15 protein-coding genes are annotated in these 16,940 nt (G+C 73.0%); 12 read left to right on the top strand and 3 right to left on the bottom strand.

Features of this window, described 5'->3' with window-relative positions; translation table 11 throughout:
• The first annotated feature begins 243 nt into the window (after nt 1–243).
• Together AB0I18_RS47975 and AB0I18_RS47970 are read left to right on the top strand one after the other, a co-directional pair.
• Complete coding sequence (locus AB0I18_RS47975; RefSeq protein ID WP_363112166.1) at nt 244–1,710, top strand: hypothetical protein; 1,467 nt, start codon at nt 244–246, stop codon at nt 1,708–1,710.
• Entirely contained in the window at nt 1,710–2,528 is an 819-nt protein-coding gene (locus AB0I18_RS47970; protein ID WP_363112165.1) for a hypothetical protein, read from the top strand. Before AB0I18_RS47975 ends, AB0I18_RS47970 begins: the two co-directional genes overlap by 1 nt.
• Before the next feature lie 81 nt (nt 2,529–2,609).
• On the opposite strand, the gene AB0I18_RS47965 is transcribed toward AB0I18_RS47970, so the two are convergent.
• A complete protein-coding gene (locus AB0I18_RS47965) occupies nt 2,610–3,899 on the bottom strand; it encodes a DUF1015 domain-containing protein (protein WP_363112164.1) in 1,290 nt (429 codons plus the stop codon).
• Between the two features lie 72 nt (nt 3,900–3,971).
• Here AB0I18_RS47965 and AB0I18_RS47960 point away from each other — a divergent pair, with 72 nt between their 5' ends.
• The 4 genes from AB0I18_RS47960 to AB0I18_RS47945 all read left to right on the top strand — a co-directional run bounded on the left by AB0I18_RS47960 (nt 3,972) and on the right by AB0I18_RS47945 (nt 8,207).
• The gene (locus AB0I18_RS47960; RefSeq protein ID WP_363112163.1) at nt 3,972–5,000 is read left to right on the top strand and encodes an HAD hydrolase-like protein; all 1,029 of its coding nucleotides are present in this window, start codon (nt 3,972–3,974) and stop codon (nt 4,998–5,000) included.
• Between the two features lie 131 nt (nt 5,001–5,131).
• On the top strand, nt 5,132–6,175 hold the full coding sequence (locus AB0I18_RS47955) for an iron chelate uptake ABC transporter family permease subunit (RefSeq protein ID WP_363112162.1): 1,044 nt from the start codon (nt 5,132–5,134) through the stop codon (nt 6,173–6,175).
• 68 nt (nt 6,176–6,243) lie between these two features.
• Entirely contained in the window at nt 6,244–7,293 is a 1,050-nt protein-coding gene (locus tag AB0I18_RS47950) for an iron chelate uptake ABC transporter family permease subunit (protein WP_363112167.1), read from the top strand.
• On the top strand, nt 7,254–8,207 hold the full coding sequence (locus AB0I18_RS47945) for an ABC transporter ATP-binding protein (protein WP_363112161.1): 954 nt from the start codon (nt 7,254–7,256) through the stop codon (nt 8,205–8,207). Before AB0I18_RS47950 ends, AB0I18_RS47945 begins: the two co-directional genes overlap by 40 nt.
• Before the next feature lie 51 nt (nt 8,208–8,258).
• On the opposite strand, the gene AB0I18_RS47940 is transcribed toward AB0I18_RS47945, so the two are convergent.
• Nucleotides 8,259–8,606 carry an SCP2 sterol-binding domain-containing protein gene (locus AB0I18_RS47940; protein WP_363112160.1) on the bottom strand — a complete coding sequence of 116 codons (348 nt, stop codon included), beginning with the start codon at nt 8,604–8,606 and terminating at the stop codon, nt 8,259–8,261.
• 43 nt (nt 8,607–8,649) lie between these two features.
• Between AB0I18_RS47940 and AB0I18_RS47935 the strand changes: the two genes are divergently transcribed.
• The 6 genes from AB0I18_RS47935 to AB0I18_RS47910 all read left to right on the top strand — a co-directional run bounded on the left by AB0I18_RS47935 (nt 8,650) and on the right by AB0I18_RS47910 (nt 14,970).
• Nucleotides 8,650–9,018, top strand: coding sequence for a hypothetical protein (locus AB0I18_RS47935; protein WP_363112159.1), 369 nt, complete (start codon nt 8,650–8,652; stop codon nt 9,016–9,018).
• 7 nt (nt 9,019–9,025) lie between these two features.
• Nucleotides 9,026–9,841 (top strand): TlyA family RNA methyltransferase, encoded by an 816-nt coding sequence (locus AB0I18_RS47930; protein ID WP_363112158.1) that lies wholly within the window; start codon nt 9,026–9,028, stop codon nt 9,839–9,841.
• Nucleotides 9,838–10,743, top strand: coding sequence for an NAD kinase (locus tag AB0I18_RS47925; protein ID WP_363112157.1), 906 nt, complete (start codon nt 9,838–9,840; stop codon nt 10,741–10,743). Before AB0I18_RS47930 ends, AB0I18_RS47925 begins: the two co-directional genes overlap by 4 nt.
• A gap of 174 nt (nt 10,744–10,917) precedes the next feature.
• Nucleotides 10,918–12,660 carry a DNA repair protein RecN gene (gene recN / locus AB0I18_RS47920; RefSeq protein WP_363112156.1) on the top strand — a complete coding sequence of 581 codons (1,743 nt, stop codon included), beginning with the start codon at nt 10,918–10,920 and terminating at the stop codon, nt 12,658–12,660.
• 111 nt (nt 12,661–12,771) lie between these two features.
• Complete coding sequence (locus AB0I18_RS47915; RefSeq protein ID WP_363112155.1) at nt 12,772–13,545, top strand: hypothetical protein; 774 nt, start codon at nt 12,772–12,774, stop codon at nt 13,543–13,545.
• 282 nt (nt 13,546–13,827) lie between these two features.
• Entirely contained in the window at nt 13,828–14,970 is a 1,143-nt protein-coding gene (locus AB0I18_RS47910; protein ID WP_363112154.1) for a glycosyltransferase family 4 protein, read from the top strand.
• A gap of 45 nt (nt 14,971–15,015) precedes the next feature.
• Here AB0I18_RS47910 and AB0I18_RS47905 read toward each other — a convergent pair whose 3' ends face one another.
• Nucleotides 15,016–16,749, bottom strand: coding sequence for a PucR family transcriptional regulator (locus AB0I18_RS47905; protein WP_363112153.1), 1,734 nt, complete (start codon nt 16,747–16,749; stop codon nt 15,016–15,018).
• Nucleotides 16,750–16,940: the final 191 nt, after the last annotated feature.

Here is a 16,940-nt window from a genome sequence, read left to right as displayed (position 1 = left end):
CAGCGCCGATGGTACTGCAGGGGGGACCCTGTGGGAGAGTAGGACGCCGCCGAACAAATTTTGAGGACCTCTGGTCCCAGCGACTCGCTGGGACCAGAGGTCTTTTTTTGTTTTTCCGAAGCGCGCCGGGTACTCGGCTGCGCGAGAATGAAGTTGCGGTACCGATGACAGGAGTCACCATGTCCACCAACTCTCCCGACGAGCGACCGGAGCGCGACCAGCGCCGCCGGGACAGTGGTGACCGTGGCGGCTACCGCGGAGGTCCGCGCCGCGACAACGACCGTGGCGGCGCCGGCCGACGTGACGACCGCCGCGATGACAATCGCGGTGGCGGTGGCGGTGGCGGCGATCGCGGTGGTTTCCGTCGGGACGACAACCGCGGTGACAACCGTAGTGGTGGTGCCCGTCCGCCGTTCCGCCGTGACGAGGGCCGAGGTGCCGGTTCCGGTGCCGGTGCTCCTCGGCGTGAGGGGGACCGTCCGCCGTTCCGCCGCGATGACAACCGCAGCGGTGGCGGCGACCGTGGTGGTTTCCGTCGGGACGACAACCGTGGCGGTGGCGGTGGCGGATTCCGCGGGCGCGACGACCGCGACAGTGGGAGCCGTCCGCCGGCCCGTCGCGACGACCGTCCCAGTGGGCCCGGCCGCGATGACCGTGACCGCGGTGGTTTCCGGCGTGAAGGTGACCGTCCGGCGGTCCGTCGTGACGACCGACGTGATGACAACCGGGGTGGTTTCCGCCGAGACGACGAGCGGGGCGGCCCCCGTCGCGATGACAACCGTGGCGGGGGCGGTGGCGGCGATCGTGGCGGTTTCCGTCGCGACGATCGTCGGGATGACGGTCGCGGTGACAGTCGTGGTGGCGGTGACCGTGGTGGTTTCCGTCGGGACGACAGCCGTGGTGGTGAGCGTCCGGCGTTCCGTCGTGACGAGGGTCGTGGTGCCGGTTCCGGTGCCGGTGCTCCTCGGCGTGAAGGGGACCGCCCGCCGTTCCGCCGCGATGACAACCGCAGCGGTGGCGGCGACCGTGGATTCCGGCGTGACAGTGATCGTCCGGCCTTCCGTCGTGACGACCGGCGGGACGACGACCGGGGTGGTTTCCGTCGTGACGACCGCTCCGGTGGGCCGAGCCGTGACGACCGCAGCGGCGGTGACCGCGGCGGTTATGGCCGTCGCGATGACAACCGTGGCGGGGGCGGTGGCGGCGATCGTGGCGGTTTCCGTCGGGACGATCGCCGGGATGACGGCCGTGGTGGCGGTGACCGTGGTGGTTTCCGTCGGGACGACAGCCGTGGTGGTGAGCGTCCGGCGTTCCGTCGTGACGAGGGTCGTGGTGCCGGTTCCGGTGCCGGTGCTCCTCGGCGTGAAGGGGACCGCCCGCCGTTCCGCCGCGATGACCGGCGCGATGACAACCGTGGTGGCGGCGGTGGCGGCGATCGCGGTGGGTTCCGTCGGGACGACAGCCGTGGCGGTGGCGGTGGCGGGTTCCGTGGGCGTGACGACCGTGGTGGACCGCGTCGCGATGACAGCCGTGGCCGACCGGCAGGAGGCGGTGGCTTCCGGGGGCGTGACGACCGCGGGGGCGACGACCGCCGTGGCGGTGGCCGTTTCCGTGATGAGCGGGAGCGTGACCGCGAGCCGATCAAGCGGCTGCCGATCCCGGACGACGTCACGGGTGAGGAGATCGACAAGGACGTACGGCAGGAGCTGATGAGCCTGCCGAAGGGGCTCGCCGAGGACGTGGCCAGGAACCTGGTGATGGTGGCCAGGCTCATCGACGAGGACCCCGAGGGGGCGTACGGCTACTCCAGGGTCGCGCTGCGGCTGGCGTCGCGGGTCGCCGCCGTGCGAGAGGCGGCCGGCTTCGCCGCGTACGCGAGCCAGAAGTACAGCGAGGCGCTCGCCGAGTTCCGGGCCGCCCGGCGGATGACCGGCAACGTCGACCTGTGGCCCGTCATGGCGGACTGTGAGCGCGGGCTCGGGCGTCCCGAGAAGGCGCTCGACATGGCCGGGGCACCCGAGGTGCAGAAGCTCGACAAGGCGGGCCAGGTCGAGATGCGGCTCGTGGCGGCCGGCGCGCGGCGGGACATGGACCAGCTCGACGCCGCCATCGTGACGTTGCAGGGCCCCGAGCTGGCGTCGAACTCCGTCCAGCCCTGGACCCCGCGACTGCGTTACGCGTACGCCGACGCCTTGCTCGCGGCCGGTCGCGAGGGTGAGGCGCGCGAGTGGTTCGCCAAGGCCGTCGAGTCCGACAAGGACGGCAGCACGGACGCCTCGGACCGGCTCGCGGAGCTGGACGGCGTCGAGTTCGTCGACGCCTTCGATGAGAACGACAACGACGGTGACAGCGACGTCGAGTCGGTCACCGAGGCCGTCGTCGTGGCCCCCGAGGCCGCCCCGGCAGCCGAACCGGCCGAACCGGCCAAGGGCGACTCGGACGACGACCTGAGGGCCCTCCTGGAGGACGAGGACCAGGACGAGGACGAGGACTCCAGGGACGACGACAAGGACGGCGTGGAGGGCTGACGTCTCCACAGAAGTCGTACGAGGTGGACGGGCGGGATCCTCACAAGGGGTCCCGCCCGTTCGCGTTCCAGGCCTCGGGTTTCAGTGGCCGAGCGCGCGCAGTACCAGGCCGGACGCCGGCTTGGGGCCGAACGACGTCGACTTGCGGGGCATCGTGACGCCCTGGCTCGCGAGGGCGCGTACGACTTCCTCGCGGACCGGGTGCATCAGGACGGCCGTGCCGCCGTCGCGTTCGGCCTTGGCCACCGTGGCGGCCGTGTCGTGGATGTACGCGATGTGCTCCGGGACGTCCGGGATGCGCCAGACATGGTCGAGGAGTGTGGCGTGCAGGACCGTCGCGTCGAGGGTGCGCCAGGCCTCCGGGCGGTCGGCCGGGATCGTACGGGCCAGGAGGTCCGAAGCCGGGCGGTCGACGAGGTGGAAGGCGCCGTCGCCCGCAAGGAGGAAGGCATTTCCTTCGGCGGCCGCTATGGAGAGGGCCTTCAGGGCGGGGGAGAGGGGGCCCTCGACGTGGCGTACTCGGAAGGAGTCCCCCAGGGCGGCGAGCGCGTCGGCCACCGGGAGGCGGTGCAGGAGGCGGTGGATCGCGCGGACGCGGAGCGGGTAGCGCGCGGTGTCCACCAGGAGCACCAGGCCGAAGTCCCAGGGGCTGGGGGAGGGGTGCTCGGCGCGCAGGCGCAGATAGGTCGCCCAGCGGTGGTGGCCGTCCGCGATGAGGGCCTGGCGGCGGGCCAGGTCCTGCTGGATCCCGGTCACATCCGCCGGGTCTGTCACCGCCCACAGACGGTGGCTGAATCCGTCCTCCGTGGTGGTGGACAGGAGGGGTGGTTGTTGTGCGGCGCGCTCGATGACGGTGGTCGTACCGGAGGCGACGCCGTTGCCGCGGTAGGTCAGCAGCAGGGGTTCGAGGTTCGCGGAGGTGGCCCGCATCAGGGCCGCGCGGTCCGCGACGATGTGCGGCATGACGTCCTCGTGCGGCAGGACCACGCCGTCCGAGGGCTCCGACAGGCGCAGGGCGCCGATGATGCCGCGTTGCAGCATGCCGTCGGCGTCCCGCTGCTCGTAGATGTACAGGCCCGGTTCGGAGTCGGTGGTCAGGACGCCCTCGGCGAGCCAGCGGTGCAGGGTGTCCGCGGCCTGCTCGTTGCGGACGGTGGGCGGGAGGGCCTGGGGGAGGATCAGGCGGACGATGTTGTGCGGGTCCGCCGATTCGAGGTGGTGCAGACCGTCGGGCCGTACCACCACGTCGTACGGCGGGGACGTGACGGCGGAGAGGCTGCCGACCCGGTCGGGGTCGTAGCGCAGGCCCCGGAACGGGATCAGGTCAAGGCCCTTGCCTGCCGGTACGTCCGCGGGACCTGCAGAGTTCATTGCTGCATCGTAAGTGTGTCAGTGCCATGCGCGATGATCGGGGGAAAGGGATCGAACGAGGAGCGATGCGTAATGAGCCATACCGCGAGGACGCGGCCCGAGGGCAGTGACCGGGCCCTGAGCGAGGCGTACGACACGGCGCTGCTCGACCTGGACGGGGTGGTGTACGCGGGCGGGAACGCGATCGCGTACGCCGTCGAGTCGCTCGGCACCGCCCGCGCGGGCGGGATGCGCCTCGCGTACGTCACGAACAACGCGCTGCGGACGCCCGACGCCGTGGCGGCGCACCTCGCGGAGCTGGGGATACCGACCGAGGCGTCGGACGTGATCACCTCGGCGCAGGCCGTGGCCCGGCTGATCAGCGAGCAGGTGCCCGCCGGCGCTCGGGTGCTGGTGATCGGCGGGGACGGGCTGCGGGTCGCGCTGCGCGAACGCGGGCTCGAACCGGTCGAGTCGGCCGAGGACGAGCCGGTGGCGGTCGTGCAGGGGTACGGGGGGCCGGATCTGCCGTGGGGGCGTTTCGCGGAGGCCTGCTATGCCATCGCGCGCGGGGTGCCGTGGTTCGCGTCCAACACCGACCTGACGATTCCCGGCGCGCGCGGGATCGCCCCGGGCAACGGGGCGGCCGTCCAGGTCGTACGCATCGCCACGGGCGCCGAACCCCAGGTGGCGGGCAAGCCGTTGCCGCCGATGCACCGCGAGACGATCCTGCGGACCGGGGCGGAGCGGCCGCTGGTGGTCGGGGACCGGCTCGACACGGACATCGAGGGGGCGTTCAACGGTGCCGTCGACTCGCTGCTGGTGCTGACCGGGGTGACCGACGGGGCACAGCTGCTCGCCGCGCCGCCGGAGCACCGGCCGACGTATGTCGACGCCGATCTGCGCGGGATGCTGACGCGGCAGCCCGAGGTCGTCGAGGCGGACGGGGGCTTCCGCTGCGGCGGGTGGACGGCGACGGCCGGCAGCGAGCGGCTGGAACTTGAGGGTGAGGGCGGGGCGCTCGACGGGTTGCGTGCCCTGTGCGCCGCGGCCTGGACGGCGGCGGGGGACGGGGCGTGCGAGCTGGACGGGGGGAAGGCGCTGGCGCGGCTCGGTCTCTGAACACGGGTGAATACGGGCTTCGAGTGGGGGCTCCGAGAGCGGGCCCTGGGCATGGGTCTCGGAGAAGGGGGTACGCAGGTCAGCGCGTACGCCGATCGGACTCGGATGCGAGGGTAGGCTAACCTAACTACGTGTTGGTCGACAGTCCCCCCGAACCGAGCGCGGAGACCGCCCCCGCGCCTCCAACCCGCCGGGCGATACGGGCCGCTGGGCTCTTCGTGTCCCTCGCCGTGCTGGTGCTCGTCGCGTTGGCGAGCATCGCGATCGGCGCAAAAGAGCTCTCCCTGGAGCAGGTCTGGCACGGCTTGTTCGAGGATTCGGGCACGTACGGCGACGTGGTGGTGAGCGAGCGGCTGTCGCGTACGTTCCTCGGTCTGCTCGCCGGCGCCGCGCTCGGCCTGGCCGGGGCCGTCCTCCAGGCGCTCACCCGGAATCCGCTGGCCGACCCCGGGCTGCTCGGGATCAACGCGGGCGCGTCCGCCGCGGTCGTCACGGCCATCACCTTCTTCGGTGTCACCTCGCTGAGCGGCTATGTGTGGTTCGCCTTCGCGGGCGCCGCGGCCGTCGGGGCGCTGGTGTACTTCCTCGGTGGCAGCCGGGGCGCGACGCCCGTGCGGCTCGCGCTCGCCGGCACCGCGATCAGTGCCGCGCTCTACGGCTATCTGCAGGCCGTGATGATCATGGACGAGGCGGCGCTCGGCAAGATGCGCTTCTGGACGGTCGGTTCGTTGGCCTCGGCCACCGACTCGACCATCGAGCAGGTGCTGCCGTTCCTCGCGACGGGCACGGTTCTCGCGCTGGCGCTCGCCCGGCCGCTGAACGCCATGGCCATGGGTGACGACACCGCCCGCGCACTCGGCGCGCATCTGGGCCGTACGCGTGCCCTGTCCATGGCCGCCGCGACCCTGTTGTGCGGGGCCGCGACCGCCGCCTGCGGGCCGATCGCGTTCGTCGGGCTGATGGTTCCGCACCTCGTGCGGTCCTTCACCGGGCCCGACCTGCGCTGGATCCTGCCGTACGCCACCGTGCTCTCGCCCGTGCTGCTGCTCGGCGCCGATGTTCTCGGCCGGATGGTCGCGCGGCCCGCGGAGCTCCAGGTCGGCATCGTCACGGCGATCCTCGGCGGTCCGGTCTTCATCTTTCTCGTACGACGGCGGAGGACGGCTCAGCTGTGAAGGCCCCACGCAACCAGGCCGAACGCTCGCAGGCCGAAACCCCGCAGGTGGGACAGCCGAAGGACGGGATCCCCGCCCGGTCGTTCCGCGGCCGGACGGTCCGTGCGGGCGGCGGGCTGTCGGTCCGCTTCGACGTCCGCGCGTTCGCGGTCGTCGCCCTGCTGCTGGTGGCCGCGCTCGCCGCGAGCGTCGTGCTCATCGGCACCGGCGACTTCCCGATCCCCGCCGCGGACGTCCTGAGGACACTGCTCGGGAACGGCGACGCGGGCCAGGAGTTCATCGTCAACGAGCTGCGGCTGCCACGAGTCCTGGTCGGGCTCCTGGTGGGGGCCTCGCTCGGGCTCGGCGGCGCGCTCTTCCAGGCCATCTCCCGCAATCCGCTGGGCAGTCCGGACGTGCTCGGCCTCGGGCAGGGTTCGACGGCCGGCGCGCTCGTGATGATCGTGCTGTTCTCGGGGAGCGCCGCCCAGGTCGCCCTCGGGGCGCTGGTCGGCGGTCTGGTGACCGGACTCGCCATCTACGTGCTCGCCTGGAAGCAGGGAGTGCACGGATACCGGCTGGTCCTGGTCGGCATCGGTGTCGCCGCGATCCTCACGGCGGTCAACGGCTATCTGATCACCAAGGCCGACCTCGTCGACGCGGCCCGCGCGGTCGTGTGGATGACCGGCTCGCTCAACGGCCGTGACTGGGACCAGGTCTGGCCGCTGCTCTGCCTGTGCGCCGTCCTCGTACCGCTCGTGCTCGGCAACGCGCGCGAGCTGCGCATGCTGGAGATGGGCGACGACACCGCGTACGCACTCGGGGTACGGGTCGAACGGACCCGGCTGGTGATGCTGGTGGCGGCCGTGCTGCTCACCGCGGCCGCCACCGCCGCCGCGGGCCCGGTCGGCTTCGTCGCGCTCACCGCGCCCCAGCTCGCCAAGCGGCTCACCCGCTCGCCGGGACCGAACCTGGTGCCCGCGATGTGCATGGGCGCCACCCTGCTGATCGTCGCGGACTGGGCCTCGCAGCGGGCCTTCGGCGCCGACCAGCTGCCCGTGGGTGTGGTGACCGGAGTGCTCGGCGGTGTCTATCTGCTGTGGCTCCTGGTCACCGAGCGCAAGGCGGGCCGGATATGAACACCGACGGCAAGACAAGTGGCAAGACGAGTGGCAAGACGAGTACGGGCGCCGATGGCGGGCCGCACGTAGACACCCAGAGGAGCACCGTGAACCGCCTGTCCGCCGAGAACGTCACCCTCGCCTACGACCAGCGCGTCATCACCGAGCAGCTGTCGGTCGAGATACCGGACAACTCCTTCACCGTGATCGTCGGCCCGAACGCCTGCGGCAAGTCCACGCTGCTGCGCGCGCTCTCCCGGATGCTGAAGCCGAGCCGGGGCCGGGTGCTCCTCGACGGCCAGGTCATCCAGTCGATGCCCGCCAAGAAGGTGGCCAGGACGCTCGGACTGCTGCCCCAGTCGTCCATCGCGCCCGACGGGATCACGGTCGGCGACCTGGTGGGCCGCGGCCGTTATCCGCACCAGGGGCTGCTGCGCCAGTGGTCGACCGAGGACGAGCGGATCGTGCGCGAGTCGATGGCCTCGACCGGCGTCGCCGAGCTGGCCGACCGCTATGTCGACGAACTCTCCGGAGGCCAGCGCCAGCGCGTCTGGATCGCCATGGCGCTCGCCCAGCAGACCCCGCTGCTGCTGCTCGACGAGCCGACCACCTATCTCGACATCCAGCACCAGATCGACGTACTCGACCTGTGCGCGGAGCTCCACGAGGAGCAGGGCCGCACCCTGGTCGCCGTGCTGCACGACCTCAACCACGCGGCCCGGTACGCCACCCATCTGATCGCCCTGCGCGAGGGCGCGGTCATCGCCGAGGGCAGGCCGTCGGACATCGTCACGGCCGAGCTGGTCGAGGAGGTCTTCGGGCTGCGCTGCCAGGTCATCGACGACCCGGAGACGGGCACGCCGCTGGTGGTGCCGGCGGCCCGCAAGGCACGTACGACCGCCGCGGCCGTCAGCGTCACGAAGGGTTCCTGAACGAGGTCCGGAGGATCGACGAGGCCCGGAAGGTCAACGAGGTCCGGCAGCTCAGAGCAGCTTTCTGAGCCGGAGCAGGTCCCGCAGACCAGCTTCGAGTTTGACCCGGCCCGAGCCCCAGGCCTTCGCGAAGTTCAGCTCGCCGTCGACCATCGCGACCAGGTCGTCACCGGTCATCGTGAGCCGGATCTGGGCCTTCTCGGGCGGCGGGCCCTGGACCGTGTCGAGCACCGCGATCCGGCCGCCCTGGAGCCGGCCGACGAAGGTGATGTCGAGGTCGGTGATACGGCAGGTGAGCGAGCGGTCCAGGGCAGCCGCGCTGCGCACGTCGCCCTCCGCGGCCGCCATGTTGTCCGAGAGCTTGTCGAGTGCGCTCCGGCACTCCTCAATCGTCGCCATCGTGATCGACGGTACCCCAGTGCCACGCGGTAGCGTCGGGGGCATGAACGACTCCATGACCGGCCCGGAGGCGGAGCCCTTCGGTACGGAGGCCGATGTTCCGGTCGAGCCCGCGGCGGAGCCGGGACCGGAGCCGGCGCTCTCCGTCGAACGCGAGTTCGACCCCGCGGCCCCCGCCCCGCTGGACGTGCCGCGCACGCCCACGGGGCACGCCGACGTCGACGCCCAGCTCGACCGGCTGGCCGATGCGGACCACCTCGCCACCGACGGGCACATGGAGGTGTACGAGGATGTACACCAGGGGCTGCGCGACGCGCTCACCGCGCTCGACGCCCGCCCCGGGCCTCCGGGGCCCCCGTCGCCACACAGCAACAGCGATCGCAACACCAACAGCTACAGCAACAGGAGCTGAACCGAACGTGGCAGGAGTGGCACGACGCCGCCTCGACGCCGAGCTGGTCCGACGCAAGCTCGCCCGCTCGCGCGAGCACGCCGGCCAGCTGATCGCCGCCGGGCGGGTCTCCGTCGGCAAGACCCTCGCGACCAAGCCGGCCACCCAGGTGGAGACCGCCGCCGCCATCCTGGTCGCCGAGGACGACAACGACCCCGACTACGTCTCGCGCGGCGGCCACAAGCTCGCCGGGGCACTGGAGGCTTTCGTTCCGCTCGGCCTGGTGGTCAAGGGGCGGCGGGCCCTGGACGCCGGCGCCTCGACCGGCGGTTTCACCGATGTGCTGCTGCGCGCGGGGGCCACCCATGTCGTCGCCGTGGACGTCGGCTACGGGCAGTTGGCGTGGTCTCTCCAAAGTGATGAACGGGTCACCGTCAAGGACCGTACGAACGTACGCGAGTTGACGTTGGAGGCGATCGATGGGGAGCCGGTGGATCTTATTGTCGGTGACTTGTCCTTCATTCCGCTCGGCCTGGTGCTGCCCGCCCTTGTGCGGTGCGCGGCGCCCGGAGCCGACCTGGTGATGATGGTCAAGCCGCAGTTCGAGGTGGGCAGGGAACGGCTCGGGAGCGGCGGAGTCGTCCGCAGCCCCGAGCTGCGGGCGGACGCCGTGCGCGGTGTGGCCCGGCAGGCGGGGGAGTTGGGGCTCGGGGTGAACGGTGTGACGGCCAGTCCGCTGCCCGGACCTTCGGGGAATGTCGAGTACTTTCTGTGGCTGCGTGCCGGAGCTCCCGCACTGGACCCGGCCGACGTTGACCGTGCAGTGGCGGAGGGGCCGCGTTGACACAGACCCGAGCTCGTACTGTTTTCCTGCTCGCCCACACCGGACGGCCCGCGGCCATCCGCAGTGCCGAGCTCGTCGTGCAGGGGCTGGTGCGCTCCGGGCTCGGCGTACGGGTCCTGGAGGCGGAGGCGGCCGACCTGCCGCTGCCGCCGAGCGTGGAGCTCGTCAAGGAGGCGACCCCGGAGTGCCTGGACGGGTGCGAGCTGCTGATCGTCCTCGGCGGTGACGGGACGCTGCTGCGCGGGGCCGAGTTCGCCCGCGCGTCCGGGGTGCCCATGCTCGGCGTCAACCTCGGGCGTGTCGGCTTCCTCGCGGAGGCCGAGCGCGACGACCTCGACAAGGTTGTCGACCGGGTGGTGACAAGGGCGTACGAGGTCGAGGAGCGCATGACCGTCGACGTCGTCGTGCACAGCAACGGCGACGTCGTACACACGGACTGGGCGCTGAACGAGGCCGCCGTGCAGAAGGCGGGGGCCGAGAAGCTCCTGGAGGTCGTGCTGGAGATCGACGGGCGGCCGGTGACCGGGTTCGGGTGCGACGGGATCGTCCTGTCGACACCCACCGGGTCCACGGCGTACGCCTTCTCCGCGGGCGGTCCCGTGGTGTGGCCGGAGGTCGAGGCGCTGCTCATGGTGCCGATCAGCGCGCACGCCCTGTTCGCCAAGCCGCTGGTGACCTCGCCGAACTCGGTGCTGGCCGTGGAGATCCTGCCGCACATCCCGCCCGGGGTCCTGTGGTGCGACGGCCGCCGCACCATCGAGCTGCCGCCCGGCGCCCGCGTCGAGGTCCGGCGCGGCGCCGTGCCGGTGCGGCTCGCCCGGCTGCACCACGCGTCGTTCACCGACCGGCTCGTCGCCAAGTTCGCGCTTCCGGTGGCGGGGTGGCGGGGCGCTCCGCACTGAGCGAAGGCGCCCTCCGCGCCGAGCGGAGGGCGCCACAGGCGTGGCCACAGTCGTGGGAAGGACGGGCATTTCGGTCAACGGGCGTGGCCCCTGGGAGTGACCTCGGACGCCTTACGGACCTGGCCCTTTGTGTAGGGACTGGGGCGGCGTCGCGCCGGGCGGGCGAAACCTCGTATGGTCATGTCCGTGTTGGAGGAGATGCGGATACGGTCGCTCGGAGTCATCGACGACGCGGTCGTCGAGCTGTCACCAGGCTTTACCGCCGTGACCGGCGAGACCGGCGCGGGCAAGACGATGGTGGTCACCAGCCTGGGCCTGCTGCTGGGCGGACGCGCCGACGCGGCGCTCGTACGGATCGGGGCGAAGAACGCGGTCGTGGAGGGGCGGATCACCGTGCCCCCGGGCGCCTCGGCCTTCGTGCGCGCCGAAGAGGCGGGCGCCGAGCTCGACGACGGGGTGCTGCTCATCAGCCGTACCGTTTCCGCCGAGGGCCGCTCGCGCGCGCACCTGGGCGGGCGTTCCGTGCCTGTGGGGCTGCTCGCCGAACTCGCCGACGAGCTCGTGGCCGTGCACGGCCAGACCGACCAGCAGGGGCTGCTCAAGCTGTCCCGGCAGCGGCAGGCGCTCGACCGGTACGCGGGCGACGCGGTCGCCGTGCCGCTCGCCAAGTACGCGGGCGCCTACCGGCGGCTGCGCGTCCTGTCCACCGAACTCGACGAGATCACCACACGCGCGCGTGAGCGCGCCCAGGAAGCCGACATGCTGCGCTTCGGGCTCGACGAGATCGCGGCGGTGGAGCCGCGGGCGGGCGAGGACGTGGAGCTGGCGGCCGAGGCCGAGCGGCTCGGGCACGCGGAGGCGCTCGCGTCCGCCGCCACGGCCGCCCACGCGGCTCTGGCGGGCAATCCCGAGGACCCGGAGGGCATCGACGCCGCGACCCTCGTCGCGGGCGCGCACCGGGCCCTGGAGGCCGTACGGTCCCACGACTCGGCGCTCGGCGCGCTGGCCGGCCGGATCGGGGAGATCGGGATCCTGCTGGGTGACGTGGCAGGCGAGCTGGCTGGGTACGCCGACGACCTCGACGCCGATCCGCTGCGGCTCGCCGCGGTCGAGGAGCGGCGGGCCGCGCTCACCGCGCTGACGCGGAAGTACGGCGAGGACGTGGGCACCGTGCTGGCCTGGGCCGAGCAGGGGGCCGCGCGCCTCATGGAACTGGACGGCGACGACGACCGGATCGGTGAACTCACCGCCGAGCGGGACGCGCTGCGGGCCGAACTGGGCGGGCTCGCCCAGGCGTTGACGGACGCCCGCACGGAGGCCGCCGAACGCTTCGCCGCCGCCGTGACCGCCGAACTCGCCTCGCTCGCCATGCCCCACGCGCGCGTGTCGTTCGAGATCCGCCAGACCGAGGATCCGGAGGGCGTGGAGGTCGGCGGGCGTACGGTCGCTTGCGGTCCGTCGGGCGCCGACGAGGTCGAGCTGCTGCTGGCCCCGCACCCCGGCGCCCCGCCGCGGCCCATCGCCAAGAGCGCGTCCGGTGGTGAGCTGTCGCGCGTCATGCTCGCGGTCGAGGTCGTCTTCGCGGGTACCGATCCCGTGCCGACGTATCTCTTCGACGAGGTCGACGCCGGTGTCGGCGGTAAGGCCGCGGTCGAGATCGGTCGCCGTCTGGCACGGCTCGCCAAGAGTGCGCAGGTCGTGGTCGTCACCCATCTGCCGCAGGTGGCCGCGTTCGCCGACCGGCAGCTGCTGGTGGAGAAGACCAACGACGGGTCGGTCACCCGGTCCGGTGTGAAGGTTCTTGAGGGCGAGGAACGGATTCGTGAGCTGTCCCGGATGCTGGCGGGGCAGGAGGATTCGGAGACGGCTCGGGCGCATGCCGAGGAGCTTTTGGCGACGGCTCGGGCGGACGGGTAGGTCCGCTGGTTGAGCCGAAGTGCGAGTGGTTCGTTGTCTGCGGGGCAGTGGGGGCTGGGCGCGCAGTTCCCCGCGCCCCTTACGGGGCGCCTGTTCCGTAAGAAGCTCAGCATGATGACGCGCCTTCACGACAGCGCCGCGTTTGTTCTCGCCGCCGGAGGCACCCGCGTCGGGATTCGCGTGTTGCGGTGCTGGGCGCCCGGTGGGCGTGAGTGGTGGGAGCGGGTGAACTACGCCGGGCGCACCGTTGAGTTGTACGCCGGGCCCGCGGTCGGCGTCGCCTTGGGAGTGGCGTGTGGGCGGAGCCACCGGGGTGCCGCCCTCGCCGTGGTCGCCGCCGGTGTGTGCGGGGCGTACGACGATGTGGTCGGGGCCGGGGACGCGCGGCGGGGCTTTCGGGCGCATCTGTCGGCGCTGCGGGACGGCGAAGTCACCAGCGGGGCGGTCAAGTTGTTCGGGATCTCGGCCGCCGGGCTCGCCGCGGGGGCACTCCTCAAGAAGCGGCCGTTGGACAAGCTGCTGGCGGGAGTGGTGATCGCGGGGAGCGCGCATTTCGTCAACCTGCTGGACGTACGCCCTGGGAGGGCCGCCGGAGCCGTGCTCGCGCTGGGGGTGCCGGGGCTGCTGCGGGCCGGACCCGCGGGGGAGTTGTCCGCCGCCGCGATGGGCGGCGCGGCCGCCGTGCTCCCCGACGACCTGGGTGAGCGCGCGATGATCGGCGACTCGGGGGCGCATGCCCTGGGTGCCGCCCTCGGTACCGCCATCGTCGCGGGCAGCGGCCGCACGGGTCTTCTCGCGCACGCTGCCGCGGTGCTGGCCGCGGCTGTATACGGAGACCAAGTGAGCGAGGCCGCACGTTCGTTGGGCCGCGCAGAGGGGGCGTGAACAGGGGAGTGACCGGGGGCGTGAACGCCGGCTCGCCAAGGGAGGCACGCTCTCCGAACTGCGCTCGAACATCGCCCATGTCCGCCTTGCGATCTCACTCATGTGAGTGACGGTCCGCGGTCCGTGCCCCCACCCGCCTCCCCGGCGCCTCCCCGGTGGTCCCGCAACCCCCGCGCGCCCTGGCATCCTTGGCAGTGGACAACGGGCGGTACACCCCCACCGCGCGTTCCTTCGGTACTTTTCTTCGTGACCGCCCGACGCCGAACCAGGAGCCCCGGCCACGTGAGCCACGTGAGCAGCCACTCACCGCACGGACATGCGCCGCTGCGTACCGTCCAGGTGCTCGGCGGCGGCAGTGCGGGCAGCAGCGCGCATGTGCGGTCGCTGACCTCGGGACTCGTCGCACGGGGCGTGCGGGTCACCGTGTGCGCCCCGGACACCGCCGACCAGGCGTACGACTTCACCGGCGTCGGCGCCGACCACGTACCCGTGCCGAGGCGCGGCGACCCGGCTTCCGTGGCCGCGTTGCGGGCGGCCTGTGCGGATGCCGACCTGGTGCACGCACACGGCCTGCATGCCGCGCTGCGTGCCGCGCTCGCGCTCAGCGGGCGGCGCGTTCCCCTCGTCGTCACCTGGCACACCCCCGCGCACGCGGAGGGTGCGCGGGCGCATCTGCTGCGCCTTCTGGAACGCCGGGTGGCGAAGGCCTCGTCCGTGGTCCTCGGTTCGTCCTCCGACCTCGTGGACCGGGCCCGCAGCCGGGGAGCACGGGACGCGCGGCTCGCCGCGGTCGCCCTGCCGGCGCCACGCAGGGCCGTCGTCGGGAGCGAGGACGACGCGGACCGGCTGCGGCCCAAGGCACGTGCCGAACTCGGCGCGACCGACCGGCCGTTGCTGATGGCCATCGGCTCCCTCGAACGGCACAGGGGGTACGAGACCCTGCTGGACGCCACACGCGCGTGGCGCCGGCTCGACCCCGTCCCGCTGCTCGTGATCGCGGGAGAGGGGCCGCTGCGAGGGGAACTCCAGCGGCGTATCGAGGACGAAGGGCTGCCGGTCCGCCTCGTCGGCAGGCGCGATGACATCGGCGAGCTGCTGTCGGCCGCCGACCTCGCCCTGCTGCCCGGCAGCCGGGAGTCGCGCTCCGTGCTCGCTCAAGAGGCCCTCCACGCGCGTGTGCCGCTCGTCGCGGTGGCCGTCGGCGGCATCCCCGAACTCGTCGGCGACGCGGCCGAACTCGTCCCGTACGGGGACTCCGAAGCGCTCGCCGCCGCCGTCGAGGGTCTCCTCGCCGACCCTGCCCGGCGCGAGCTGCTCAAGGACAAGGGCACGCTCCAGACGGCCACTTGGCCGACCGAGGACGACACGGTGGCCCAGGTCCTCAGCGTGTACGACGAGCTGACCAGGCCCATGCCGCTGACGTGACGCGAGCCCATGCCGTCGACGTGACGACGGCCACGTGCGCGTGGGTCACGGCACGAGGCGCCGGGCCCGCAGCGCGAGGCTCAGCGCCAGTACCGTCTGCGGGTCGTCGAGGTCCGTCCCGAGCAACTCGCCGATCCGGGCCAGCCGGTTGTAGAGCGTCTGCCGGTTGAGGTGCAGTTCGCGTGCCGTCTCCGCCTTGCGGCCCGCGTGCGCCAGGTACGTCTCCAGGGTGGGCAGCAGCGGTGGCTTGGCGCGGTTGTCGTGGTCGCGCAGGGGGCCGATCGCGCGGTCCACGAAGGCGGCCAGGTCCGGATGGTCCCGCAGGCGCCACAGCAGCAGGTCGGTGTCCAGGCGCCGGGCGTCGTACCAGGGGCGGTCGGACAGCCCCTGGGCCGCCGTGGCCGTCTCGGCCGCGTGCCGCAGGCCCGCAGGCGCGGCCGCCCAGCCGCCCGCCACGCCCACCACCACGACCGGCGGCTGCGCACCCGGCCGCTGCATGCCCGCCCGCTCCACACCGGCCCGCAGCGCCGCCGCGACCCGGTCCGCGACGGCCGCCCGGTCGGTCTCCGACCGCAGGCCGAGCAGCAGCGGTACGCGGCCTTCCACGGGACGTACGCCCAACAGGACCGGTACTCCCACCGAGGCGAGCTCCTCGGCGACCGCACGCGCCAGTACGGCCCAGCCGCCCCCATGGGCCGGCCCTCCGCCGGCCTCCGGCCGGGGGGACCCCCAGCTCGCTTCGCCCGTGAGACGCATCACGACCGGCAGGAGCGGGCTCCGGCCGGGCTTGAAGCCGAGCACGCGGGCCTGCGCGGGCGCGTCCTCGGCCGCGATACGGCCCTCGGCGAGGTCGGTGAGGAAGTCGCCGCGGCCGCGCGCCGCCAGCTCCTCCTCCTGACGGGCCTGCATCAGGACCACGGCGAGGATGCCCGCGGCCCGCTCCGCCGCGATCCGGTGCACCGGCGCCAGCGGGGCGTTCACGGGCAGGAGGACGAGCCGGGCGCGGACCGAGCCTGTGCCGGGCCCGCCGGGCCCGCCGGACCCTGTGCCGGGGCCGCCGCCGGGCACGTCCACGAGGGCCGACCCGGCGGGCGGGTCGTCCTTGTGCCGGCCGCGCAGGCCCTCCCACACCTGGAGGGGATCGGCGTTCGCGGGGCCGGCCCCGGCGGCGTACAGGAGCTGTCCGTCCGCGGTCTCCAGGAACACCGGGTTGCCGCTGAAGTCGGCCAGGATGCCGAGGACCTGCGGGATTCCGCCGCCGCCGAGCAGCGCCTCGGTGCAGCGCCGGTGCACCTCCTCGGCGCGCTGGAGCAGTGCGTAGTGGCCGTTGACGATCTCGGTGTGGACCTCCTCCGTGACCGCCACGAACGGCACCTCGCGGTGCAGCTGGACCAGCGGCAGACCGGCCGCGCGTGCCGTCTCCACCAGGGCGGCGGGAAGGCGGGTGAAGCGCGGGCCCAGTTCCACGACGAGGGCCGCGATGCCCCGCTCGGCGAGGGTGCGGACGAACGCGCGCTGGTCGGCGGGGCGGATGCCGAGCCCGTACCCCGTGGTCAGGAGCAGTTCGCCGCCCTTCAGCAGCGAGGCGATGTGCGGCACCTCGCCCGCGTGCACCCAGCGCACGGTGCGGTCGAGACGGTCGGTGCCCGCCAGGATCTCCGGCAGCCCGCCGCGCAGCCCGGGCAGTTCCAGGGCCCGCCGCACGGTGATCCCGCCGCTCGGCGCGTCCGGCGTGTCGATGCGGCTGTCCAGGCTGTCCGTCCTGTCCGGGCTGTCCATGACGCGGACGCTACCTGGTCCGTCACCTGGGCAGACCCTCCGGACGGGTCCCTCCCGGCTGCCGGGAGGGTTCCGAATGGCCTGCACCGCGGCCGGGGGGGGGGGGGGGGCCCCCCCCCCCCCCCCCGGGGGCCCCCCCCCCCCCCCCGGGAGGGCCCCCGACACCGCCGCAGCCCGGACGCGCCGGGGCC

Source organism: Streptomyces sp. NPDC050704, from assembly GCF_040654355.1.
In the GTDB taxonomy this organism is placed as follows: domain Bacteria; phylum Actinomycetota; class Actinomycetes; order Streptomycetales; family Streptomycetaceae; genus Streptomyces.
Note: the sequence above shows the minus strand (reverse complement) of the source record. Positions and strands in the feature narration are given on the sequence as shown.